Origin of the sequence: Streptomyces sp. NPDC101152, assembly GCF_044768275.1 — a bacterium.
Taxonomy (GTDB): Bacteria; Actinomycetota; Actinomycetes; order Streptomycetales; family Streptomycetaceae; genus Streptomyces.
Window position 1 is genome coordinate 52,875 of record NZ_JBIWPO010000044.1, and the last position, 10,830, is coordinate 63,704.

Here is a 10,830-nt window from a genome sequence, read left to right on the forward strand (position 1 = left end):
GTTGGGGTGCCCCAAACCCGGCCCGGCCCCGGGCCATCGCCCTGGCCCGGGGGCCGGAGCGCGTTTCGGACGGCGTCACACGGTGCCGTGGCGCCTTCGGCGGAGGGTCAGGTACGTGCCCGTGGCACCGGCGGCCAGCAGCGCGCCCACACCGAGGCCCACCGGGAGGGTGGGGAACGCCGACGCGTCGGAGCTCGCGGCGGTGTCCTGCATCGCCGGGCCCGGGGTGATGTGCGTGGAGACCGGGGCGACGTACCGGATCGGCCCGACCGACTTGACGGAGCCGTCCGGGTTCAGCAGCACCTGCTTGTCGTTGGGGTGGCGGAAGTCGAACATGCCGGAGAGCGAACCGGCCCTGGCGTCGAAGGAGTGGTCGCCGATCTGGCCGGTGTGCCAGTTGTCCTCGACGAAGCGGATGATCGAGGACTGGTCGGTGAGCGTGTGGTCGACCTTGTTCACCTTGCTGTACGGCGAGACGACCAGCAGCGGCTGCCGGGTGCCGGGGCCGCAGCGGTCCGCGTAGCCGCCCGACGCCTTCGGGCCGGCCTGACAGGCGGGGCTGTCGGTGGGCTTGCCGTTGGAGCCGGTCGAGGTGTCCTGGGAGCCGTTGCGCGGGGCGACGTAGGCGTGGTCGTACCAGCCGTCCGAGTCGTCGTAGGCGATGACGACGGCGGTCGACTTCCACTGGGGCGAGCTCTGGATCGCGTTGATCTGGCTGACCAGGAAGTGCTGTTCGTCGATCGGGTCGGAGTAGCCGGCGTGGCCGTCCTGGTACGCGCCGGCCTTGACGAAGCTGACGGCCGGGAGCCTGCCCGCCCTGACCGCGGCGGTGAAGTCGGTCAGGTCGTAGTTGTGGTTGGCCTGGCCGTCGTGCCCGATCTCGCTGACGCTCCGGGGCGGCAGGTGGTGCGGGTTGGACGTCGACCTGTAGTACTGGAAGGGCGAGTGGTGGGGGCTGTAGTCGGTCACGGACGCCCCGCCGACGTTGGTGTGCGCGGTGTCGCACTTGGCGTGGTCGCCCGCCTTGCCGTCCCAGGCCGTGGACGGGCGGAAGCCGCCCTGGAACCAACCCCAGGTCACCTTCCTGGCGTTGAGCAGGTCACCGATGTTCCTGCCCTGCATCGCGGCCAGCGCGCTGGTGCTGGTGTGGTCCTTGTCCGAGCAGTCGTCGTAGGCCGGGTCGGGGTCGTTGACGAGCGTGCCGACGCCCTTGGCGTCCGGCGACCTGACCGTGTACGGGTCGGGGGTCGGGGTCTGCTTGCCGGTCGCCGGGTCCACGGAGACGACACCGTGCGTCTGACCCGAGACCAGGTTGAGCGCGCCGGGCGTGGAGGGGCCGTAGACCGAGCTGAAGGAACGGTCGTTCAGCGCGTACTGCTGGGCGTAGTTCCACAGGCCGGTGACGGTGTTGCCGTCGTAGTAGTCCATCACCAGGCCGGGCTCGCCGAACAGGCCGCCGCTGCACTTGTCGACCTCGGTGTTCTGCACGTACTGGTCGGCCCTGCCGCCGTCGGCCGCGTACTGCTCGGGCCCGTAGGAATGGTTCTGGTCGCAGGTCATGGCCTGCGCCGGGGTGAGCCGCTCGGGCAGGTACTGGTTGGGGTTCTTCGTCAGCAGACCGGCGTGCGCGAGGGTGTCGATGTTCCTCGGCGTCTTCTTGGACGCCGTGAACCTCGTGCCGTCGGTGTTGGCGGCCTTCGGATAGGTGGCGAAGTAGTGGTCGAACGAGATGTTCTCGTCGAACAGCACGACCACGTGCTTGATCGGGGTCGCGGTCGAGGGGTGACCCGGGTGGCCCGAGGGTACGGCGGCCCAGGCGGGCGCGGTGCTGCCGAGTGCCGTCAGCGCGGCGGCCGAGGCCAGGGCCGTGAGGCTCCGTATCGCCGTTCGTCTTGCAGTGCTGGCCATGCAGGTTCACCCTCCGGACATCAAGGTCGGTGCGTCTTACCGGCACGGATGTTCCGCCCTGTGCTGGGCACCGCGGCGGAGACATGATGGCGCACGAGTGAACAGCGAGTCAGGGATGCAAGGGCAAAACTTGACCGCGTATTGACCGGAGAGGCACAGGACTTGTCCATACAGGATCAGCCGAGCAGTCCGCGCCCGTACCAGTCGTCCCGGTCGCGCACGCCGGGCAGCGCGAAGAAGTAGCCGCCGCCGAAGGGGCTGATGTAGTCGGTGAGCGGTTCGCCCGCCAACCGGTGCTGCACGCTCTCGAACTGACGGGCGAGATCCTGCTGGTAGCAGCAGAACAGCAGTCCCATGTCGAGGTTGCCGTTGGCGTCCATGCCCCGGTCGTAGTTGTAGGCGCGGCGCAGGACGCGCTGGTCGGCGGTGGCCGCCGTACGCGGATTGGCGAGCCGGATGTGGGAGTCCAGCGGGATGACGTCGCCCTTGGGGTCGTCGGTGTACTTCGGGGTGTCGTGCTCCGCGTTCCCGTCCAGCGGCGCACCGGACTCCCGGGACCGGCCGAACATGCGTTCCTGCTCGCCGAGGGAGACCCGGTCCCAGAACTCCACCAGCATCCGGATCAGCCGGACGACCTGGTAGCTGCCGCCGACGGCCCAGGCCGGCTCGCCCGAACCGTGGCCCACCCACACCAGCCGGTCCATCTCGCGCGCGCTGGTGTGGTCCGGATTGGCGGTGCCGTCCTTGAACCCCATCAGGTTGCGCGGGGTGCCGGAGGGCCGGGGCGGGCTGGAGAAGCCGTCGAGGCGCCAGCGGATCTGCATGCCGCCGCGGGTGTGCCGGGCGAGGTCCCGCAGGGCGTGCAGCACGGTGTCGGTGTCGTCGGCGTGGAACTGGAGGCTGAGGTCGCCGTGGCACCACTCCGCCTTCAGGTCGTCGTCCGGGAACGCCGGCATGGCGGTCAGCCGGCGGGGCCTGAGCGCGGCGAGCCCGAAGCGGTCGTCGAAGAGCGAAGCGCCGGCCCCGACGGTCACCGCCAGCGCGCGGGACGGTACGCGCTCGCCCAGGACGCCCGAGTCGGCGGGCGGGGCGGTGATGCCGACCGGGTCGGGGATGCCGCCGGCGGTCAGGAATCGGACGCGGTCGGTGACCGTCCGCAGCAGGTCGGCCAGTTCCGCGCGGTTCTGGGCGGTCACGTCGAGGGAGGCGAAGACGGTGCACCTGCGGGGCGTCGCGATCACGGACGCCTGGTGGGGGCCGTGGAACGGCGCGACGGCGGGCGCGTCGGGAGCCGTCACCGCGACGCCGGGGGCGGCCGCGCCCCCCGCCGCCAGTCCCGCGCCCGCGAGAGCCGCGCCGCGCAGGAACCGGCGCCGCCCCACACCCTCCGGGCGCTGCTCGGTACTCACACCGTCCTCCGCGGGTCGAGCAGCGTCGCGACCGACGCCAGCCGCTCCACCAGGTCGCCGAGGACCGCGTCGACGTCCTCGCGGTTCGTGCGGCTCAAACCGTCCAGCGGGGTCCATGAGCCGCCCCGCCGGAAACCGTCCAGGAGTCGGCCGGCCCGGTCCAACTCGTCGTCCAGACCCGGCAGATCGGCGTACCGGGTGCCGAGCAGCGGGCGCAGGCGGGAAAGGACCTCGCGGGTGCCGTCCAGGTTGGCGCGGGCGGTGGCGAGGTTGCTGCCGCTGCCGTAGTCGCTGCGGCCGGTCAGCTCGAACTGCACGGTGTTCTCCAGGATCTCGTGCGCCCGCAGCCCGAGTTGGGCGGGGTCCATCCGGGTCTGCGCCCAGCCGTCGCGCAGGGTGGTGACGGCCTTCACCAGGGCGTCGGCCGGAGCGCGCAGCTCGCGGGCGGACTGCCCGTGCCACAGCCCGTACTCGATCCGGTGGAACCCGGTGAAGCCCTTGTCGCGCACCCCGTCCGGCAGACCCGCGTCGGTGCCGTCGATCCGCCCGGCCGCGTCCCCGAAGGCGTCGTAGGCGGCGCCCAGGCGCTCGTACTGCAGATGCGCCGGCAGCCAGGCCCCACGCGCCGCGGCGAGGTCACCGCGGTCGACGGCGTCCCGCAGCGCGGTCGTCAGCCGTACGACCTCGCCCAGCCCGGTGCCGACCCACTTCTGGTAGGCGATCGACGGCGGGATCAGATCGTGCTCGGTGACCGGGGTCGCGGCCGGGCCGGGACGCCCGCTGTCGACGAGGACGGTGGGGCCGGTGACGGCGTCGGCGTCGTCGGGCACGCACGTGAAGGCGTACGAGCCCTTGCCGACCCGGACGGTCAGCGTCCGGGTCGTGCCGGGGCCGATGCCCTCGACCTCGCCGTACACGGCCCGGCTCCTCGGATCCTCCAGGAACACCTCGGCGGATCCGTCGGTGGGGTTGTGGAGGTCGAAGACCTGGATGCCGGGCACCGGCCGGTCCCAGCCATGGCCGCAGCGGCTCGGCGACACCTCGACGGCGGTGTGCGGGAGCCCGTCGGCGGCGGCACGCGCGGGTGCCCGGCCGCCGGACCGCGACAGCGCCCCCGCGATCAGGGCCAGCACCAGGACCGCACCCAGTGCCGTGCCCAGCCGGAGCGGGGTCACCTTGAGGCCGGAGAACGGCATCCGGACCTCCGGAGTCGAACGTACGTGATCACCACATCCTAGTGCCGCGACAGGCAACGTTTGCCCCGTCGCGACGCCCGGCACGCCCGCTCGCCGCACCGGCCGAAACCCCAAGTACGTCCAGTACGAGGGCTTTCGTCCGGCACGCCGAGAGGACGCCCCGGACGCCGCTCCTTACCGGGCAAACGTTGCCTGCCGCGGCACTAGGAAGCGGAACCCGCCCGAACAGGCGGCCACGGAAACCCATGACCAAGAGTTCCTCCCCGGTTCACCCGCCGGCCGGGCATTTTATCGGCCTGGCTGCCGGGAAGCCTTCCCGTGTGCTGCCGAAGGCGACAGGTACGCTGCAGACTGGTTTATGGATCAACTATCAACTACTGGGTCGCGACGTCACGAGCAGCTGGGAACGCCCATGGACTTCACCGCCGAGACCGCCACCGAAGCGGTCGTCGAGAGCTTCCGCCACACCGATGACCCGCGGCTGCGAGAGGTGCTGGAGAGCCTGACCCGCCACCTCCACGACTTCGTGCGGGACGTCGGGCTCTCGCTCGAGGAGTGGGAGCAGGCTCTCGCCTTCCTCACCGCCGTGGGCCAGAAGTGCGACGACACCCGGCAGGAGTTCGTCCTGCTCTCGGACGTCCTGGGCGTCTCCATGCTCGTGGAGACCCTCAGCGGCGCCGGGGAGGGAACCGAGAGCACCGTCCTCGGACCCTTTCACATGACCGAGTCGCCGAGCCGTGAACTCGGCGACTCCGTCGACCTGCTCGGCACCGGCCGCGCGTGCGTGGTCTCGGGGCGGGTGCTCGCCTCCGACGGAACGCCGCTGCCGGGGGCCGAGCTCGACGTGTGGCAGTGCAACGAGGAGGGCTTCTACGACGTCCAGCAGCCCGACGTCCAGCCGCCGGGCAACGGACGCGGACTGTTCCACGCGGACGACCAGGGCCGCTACTGGTTCCGCACCGTCGTCCCCTCCCCCTACCCGATCCCCACCGACGGCCCTGTCGGCCGCCTCCTCGACGCGACCGGCCGGCACCCCTACCGACCCGCCCATGTCCATTTCATCGTGAAGGCGAAGGACCACCTCCCCGTCACCACCCACGCGTTCGTCGCCGACAGCCCCTACATCGACTCCGACGCCGTCTTCGCCGTCAAGAGCGGCCTGATCACCGACTTCGCCGAGTCGTACGAGGAGCGGGACGCCGAACGCTTCGGCGTCGGCGTGCCCTTCGTGCACGCCCGCTTCGACCTCGTCCTGGCACCGGAGGCGTCCCGATGAGTTTCACCTACGAGGCCCTGCCCATGCGGGTCGTCTTCGGCGCCGGCAGCCTGCGCCAACTGCCCGAGGAAGCCGAGCGGTTGGGGCTGCGCCGGCTGCTGGTGCTGTCCACGCCCGGTCAGCGCGCCCTCGCCGAGCAGACGGCCGCCCTGTTCGGCGACGCCTGCGCCGGTATGTTCTCCGAGGCCCGGATGCATGTCCCGGTCGAGGTCGCCGAGGCGGCTCGCGCGGCCGCGCGGGACACCGGAGCGGACGGCTGCCTGGCCGTCGGCGGCGGATCGACCGTCGGCCTCGGCAAGGCGATCGCCCTGGACTCCGGCCTGCCCGTGATCTGCGTTCCCACCACGTACGCCGGCTCGGAGATGACCCCCGTCTGGGGCCTGACCGAGAACGGGCGCAAGCGCACCGGCCGCGACCGGTCCGTCCTGCCCCGCAGCGTCGTCTACGACCCCGAGCTCACCGTCCGCCTCCCCGTGGAGGTCTCGGTCACCAGCGGCTTCAACGCCGTCGCCCACGCCGTGGAGGCCCTCTACGCGCCGGACGCCTCGCCGATCGTCTCCGTCATGGCCGAGGAGGCGGTGCGCTCCCTGGCCACGGCCCTGCCCGCGGTCGCCGCCGACCCCTTGGACATCGACGCCCGCACCGACGCCCTGCGCGGCGCCTGGCTGTGCGGGGCCTGCCTGGGGGCGACGACCATGTCCCTGCACCACAAGCTCTGCCACATCCTCGGCGGCACTTTCGACCTGCCGCACGCCGCCACCCACACCGTCCTGCTCCCGTACGTCGCCGCCCTCAACCTGCCCGCGGCACCGGCAGCCGACCAGTCCCTCCGCCGCGCCCTCGACACCGACGCCGTACCCACCCGTCTCGCCCACCTGGCAACTGCCCTGGGAGCCCCGCGTTCCCTGGCCGAACTGGGCCTCACCGAGGCCGACTTGGCGGAGGTCGTCACCCAGGCGCAGACCCAGCCGTACGCCAACCCCCGCCCGGTCACCGCGCAGGAGCTCCGCTCCCTCCTGGTCGACGCCCTGAAGGGAAGCCTCGCCGGCTGAGCCCTAGGCGGCGTCCGGCCGCTCGAAGAGCAGCCGGACGAAATCGGTCATCGGCCCCACGATGTCGAGCTCCTGGTCGAGGACCCACTGCAGTTGGAGGCCGTTGAGCACGGCCTGGAAGAGGACCGCGGCGCTCTCGGGGGTGATTCCCTCGCGCAGTCCACCGCGGGCCGCCTCGTCGGGGAACCCGTCGGCGAACTGGGCGCGACTGCGTTCGTAGCGCTCGACGAAGTAGGCGTGCGCCGGTTGGTCCGGCCGTGAGGCGGCCGCCGCGAGCTCGATCCACAGGCGCATCAACTCGGGGGCCTTCTGGTGGTGGCGGATGAGCTCGGAGAGGTGGGGGCCGAGCCGGTCGGGCCCGTCGACCTCGGCCAGACCTTGCCGCCACTCCTCCGCGTCACGGTCCGCGAGCACCTCGGCGAGGAGTTCGTCCTTGTTGCGGAAGTGGTGCAGCAGCCCGGCGTGGGTGATGCCGGCCCGCTCCGCGATGTCGCGCAGCGAGGCATGGGCGTACCCGCGCTCGGCGAAGCTGTCACGCGCCGCCCGTACGATCTCCGCCTTGCGAGCCGGTGTCTTGGCGTACGGTCCCCGCGCCTTTGCCTGCCCCACGGAGCGCTCACCCTCCTCGACGAAGCGAACCGAAAATCTACCACATGGTCGATATTGGACCACGAACGCGGGGCCTCTGCGTGCCGGGTCGTCATGCCCGTCGTGTTCTCCATCATGATGATCCGGCCGAGGGCGTTCGTCAGCACGAACAGCACGGCCGGGAACACCTCGGGCGGCAGCCGGCACAGGCGGCGAGTTCGGTGCGGATCGCCTGGACCGTCACCGCGCCCCGGGGCTGCGTGTGCCGGGCGTGAGCGGGTTCGTTCCGCTTCAACGGCTGGCGGCACGGAAGAGGGTGACGGTGAACAGCCCGCGCAGCAACCGGTCGACCGGCGGGAGCAACAGCCGGTAGGAGAGGGGGAGTCGGGTGCGCAGCGCGCGAGGCGGGCGGGTCACGGGGGCCACCTCGACGGTGCGCAGCCCGAACCGTTCCAGCTCCCGCGGGTCCTCGCAGGACCAGGCCCAGCGCGCCGGCATCCCCTTCCGCGCGGCCTGCTTGTGCTGCTGCTCCAGCAGTCGGCGAGGGTAGGTGTCGACGGCGACGAGCGCGCCGGGGAAGCGCCGCACGAGACGGGTGAGCGCCTCCGCGGCGTCCTCCTCCGCCAGGTAGACGAGCACGCCCTCCGCGACGAAGAAGTAGGGCCCCGGGCTCTCCTCGACCGACCGCAGCCACGTCTCGTCCAGCACCGAGGCGGCGATCATTTTGCGCCGTTCGGTGTCGGTGAAGAACCTCCGGCGCAGGTCGATCGTGTCCGGGAGGTCGAGGTCGATCCAGTGGACCGTGCCGTTGTCGACCCGTTCGAAGCGGGTGTTGAGCCCGGTGCCGATCTCGACGACCGTCCCCGCCGGGTGTTCGGCGAGGAACGCCCGCACCCAGGTGTCGACGATCGCGGTCCGCAGGACCATGATCGCCGACCCGGGGCCGGGGCCGTACTTGTCGGCCGGGTAGTCGAGCGCCCCGATCATCTCGACGGCCTTGGGATCCCGCAGCACCGGCCGCTTCCGGCCGCTCTCCCGGGCCCGCGCGGCCAGCGGAATGAACAGCGTCTCCTGAACGGCACCCAGCTCCACCCGGAGCCGGGGCCCGTGCGCGTCGCTCATACCAGGCATGGGTCCCATTACACCGCAGGGTCCCCGCGCACCCGCGCCGGTTCGGGACGGGCCGATGGCCCGCCGGTGGGGAGTCCGGCGGGCCATCGGGTGATGCGGTGGGTCAGGGGGCGATGTCCCACTGCTGGCAGACGTTGTCCAGCTGGGCCCACTGGCGGACGACCGTGCCGTTGGCGGTGCCGCAGTTCGCCACGTCGAGGGTCATGCCGCTGTTGACGTTGGTGATCGTGTAGTGGCCGCCGGCCGGCGTGACGTCCCACTGCTGGCAGGTGTTGCCCAGCGACGCCCACAGCTGCGCCGCGGTGCCGTTGCCGATGCCGCAGTTCTTGTCGTCCAGCACCGTCCCGCTGTTGACGTTGGTGATGGTGTAGTGGCCGTTGCCGGCGCTCGCGAACTTCCACTGCTGGCAGGTGTTGCCCAGCGAGGACCAGAGGTCCACCGCCGTGCCGTTGGCGGTGCCGCAGTTGACGGCGTCCAGCACCTTGCCGCTGTTGGGGTTCGTCAGCCGGTAGGCGGTGCCGGTGACCGGGAAGGTCTGGGCGGCCTGCGTGTAGCCGACCGAGACGATGTTCGTCTGCACGGCGTTGTCGGCGGCGTCGGTCGGGTAGCCCGCGGTCATGACGCCCTCGAAGAACGAGCCGTCGGACCAGTTGCTGTCGTCACCACCGGTGCCGAGGACGATGGCGCCTTCCTTGTGCATCGGCATGTAGCCGCTGGTCGTCGGCAGGCTGCCGTTGTAGTCGGTCTTGAGGGAGCCGGACTGGGCGTTGCCGTCCTTGATGGCGTACGTGGTGGTGCCGTTGTTCTTCATCAGCGCCGTGACGAAAGCGCTGGAGTTGCCCGTGTTGTTGCTGTTGGTGCCGTTCCCGCCCGCGAACAGGCCGTTCTCCAGGTCTCCCATCACCCAGGGGCCGGAGCCGGAGCAGGGCGTGAACCAGCACTCGGTGCCGAAGTTGACGGCGTCCATGTGGCCGTTGCCGGTGTCCGTGCTGCTGGTCTCGGCGTTGCCGTAGTCGAAGCAGCAGTTGCCGTCGATGTGGTGGCCGCTGGTGACCATGTAGGTGCCTTCCGGCTGGCTGCCGGTGGCGACGCCGGTGGTGCTGTTGTCGCGGTAGCCGACGCCGGCCTGGACGGAGACGCCGTAGACCTTGTGGCCGCCCGCCGTGACGGGCAGGGCGTTCGCGATGGCGCCGACGTCCTGCCCGCCGTTGCCGCCCGGACCCTCCACGGTGAGGTTGTTGCCCTTGCCGCTCTGGTCGAAGATCTCGGTGATGACGCACTCCGTGCCGGAGCAGAAGGAGTCCTGGGCCGAGGCGTTGGCGTAACCGCCCGCACTGAGTGTCCCGATGTTCGTCGTGGCGTTGTCGGACAGCCGCTTGACCTGGTACAGCGCGCCGCTGTACGAGGCGAGCAGCGCCCGGGTGGTGCTGTGCGCGGCGACGCAGGGTGTGCCCGCGGCGGCGTAGACGTCGCAAGGGAGGGACGAGGCTGCCTGGGCCGTGCCCGCGGTGCCGACGACCGCGGCCAGGAGGCCGGTGAGGAGGGCGACGACCGCGCCCACCACCCTCAGCCGGAGACCACTCAGGTGTCTGACTTTCACTGTGAACCTCTTCCGTGGGGACGGACGTGCGGCTGGAATTGTGGGCGCTAACAAAGAGAACTATCGGAGGCCGCCGCACAAGCGAGCGCTGTGGGGATGGGGAGGGGGAAGCGGCCGGAGTGCGGACAGCTCTGTTCGAGCCCCGTGGTCGGGCGTGTTACCGCACTTCAGAACGGTGGTTCAGGGATCCACCAGGGGTGATGTGCCTGTGGCGGTCCAGGGCGTTCGGGGTGATCGCCCGGTCTCGCGACTCCGTCTTTTTACGCCCGTGTGAACGACCGGTCAACTCTGTTGAACAGTCAAGAGTAAGGAAACAGAGAGTGTGGACTCGGTCCGCTCCGGTCCGGAAACGGGGTCCGCTGGAGCCGGTGCTGGGGTCGAAAGTGCAGGTGAGTGGCCCTTTGGGGGGTGACCGCGCCCACGGGCGTATTCCAATTTGAGACCTTCACGTGCCTTGACCCCTCCAGAATGTGTGCGTTAACAATTCCTCCACGGCGCGGGTCGGCTCCCTCGGAGACGCACCCGATCGCAGCCGACGACTGACCCGTTGGGAGGAGGTGGAGCGTGGACGCGGAGCGTGCGCCGGTGATGGCGGATGTGGCGCGGCTTGCGGGGGTGTCGCATCAGACGGTCTCGCGGGTGCTGCATGATCATCCGAATGTGCGGCCGG

9 protein-coding genes are annotated in these 10,830 nt (G+C 70.9%); 3 read left to right on the forward strand and 6 right to left on the reverse strand.

Going from position 1 to position 10,830, the window contains the following annotated elements; translation table 11 throughout:
* Positions 1 to 75: 75 nt before the first annotated feature.
* The 3 genes from ACIRVK_RS35840 to ACIRVK_RS35850 form a co-directional block, all read right to left on the reverse strand.
* Positions 76 to 1,908 (reverse strand): phospholipase C, encoded by a 1,833-nt coding sequence (locus ACIRVK_RS35840; RefSeq protein ID WP_404254654.1) that lies wholly within the window; start codon positions 1,906 to 1,908, stop codon positions 76 to 78.
* A 176-nt stretch (positions 1,909 to 2,084) separates the two neighbouring features.
* A complete protein-coding gene (efeB, locus tag ACIRVK_RS35845) occupies positions 2,085 to 3,317 on the reverse strand; it encodes an iron uptake transporter deferrochelatase/peroxidase subunit (protein ID WP_404254656.1) in 1,233 nt (410 codons plus the stop codon).
* Positions 3,314 to 4,513, reverse strand: coding sequence for an EfeM/EfeO family lipoprotein (locus ACIRVK_RS35850; protein ID WP_404254658.1), 1,200 nt, complete (start codon positions 4,511 to 4,513; stop codon positions 3,314 to 3,316). Before ACIRVK_RS35850 ends, efeB begins: the two co-directional genes overlap by 4 nt.
* Before the next feature lie 412 nt (positions 4,514 to 4,925).
* Between ACIRVK_RS35850 and ACIRVK_RS35855 the strand changes: the two genes are divergently transcribed.
* Positions 4,926 to 5,789 (forward strand): dioxygenase, encoded by an 864-nt coding sequence (locus ACIRVK_RS35855; RefSeq protein WP_404254660.1) that lies wholly within the window; start codon positions 4,926 to 4,928, stop codon positions 5,787 to 5,789.
* Positions 5,786 to 6,841: a maleylacetate reductase gene (locus tag ACIRVK_RS35860; protein ID WP_404254662.1), complete on the forward strand. Its 1,056-nt coding sequence runs from the start codon at positions 5,786 to 5,788 to the stop codon at positions 6,839 to 6,841. Before ACIRVK_RS35855 ends, ACIRVK_RS35860 begins: the two co-directional genes overlap by 4 nt.
* 3 nt (positions 6,842 to 6,844) lie before the next feature.
* Here ACIRVK_RS35860 and ACIRVK_RS35865 read toward each other — a convergent pair whose 3' ends face one another.
* The 3 genes from ACIRVK_RS35865 to ACIRVK_RS35875 form a co-directional block, all read right to left on the reverse strand.
* Positions 6,845 to 7,450, reverse strand: a complete 606-nt coding sequence (locus ACIRVK_RS35865; RefSeq protein WP_404254664.1) for a TetR/AcrR family transcriptional regulator — start codon at positions 7,448 to 7,450, stop codon at positions 6,845 to 6,847.
* Between the two features lie 270 nt (positions 7,451 to 7,720).
* On the reverse strand, positions 7,721 to 8,560 hold the full coding sequence (locus ACIRVK_RS35870; RefSeq protein WP_404254666.1) for a class I SAM-dependent methyltransferase: 840 nt from the start codon (positions 8,558 to 8,560) through the stop codon (positions 7,721 to 7,723).
* 103 nt (positions 8,561 to 8,663) lie between these two features.
* Positions 8,664 to 10,160 (reverse strand): arabinofuranosidase catalytic domain-containing protein, encoded by a 1,497-nt coding sequence (locus ACIRVK_RS35875; protein WP_404254668.1) that lies wholly within the window; start codon positions 10,158 to 10,160, stop codon positions 8,664 to 8,666.
* Between the two features lie 588 nt (positions 10,161 to 10,748).
* On the opposite strand from ACIRVK_RS35875, the gene ACIRVK_RS35880 reads away from it, so the two are divergent.
* The coding region (locus ACIRVK_RS35880) for a LacI family DNA-binding transcriptional regulator (protein ID WP_404254672.1) at positions 10,749 to 10,830 on the forward strand (82 nt) is incomplete at its 3' end.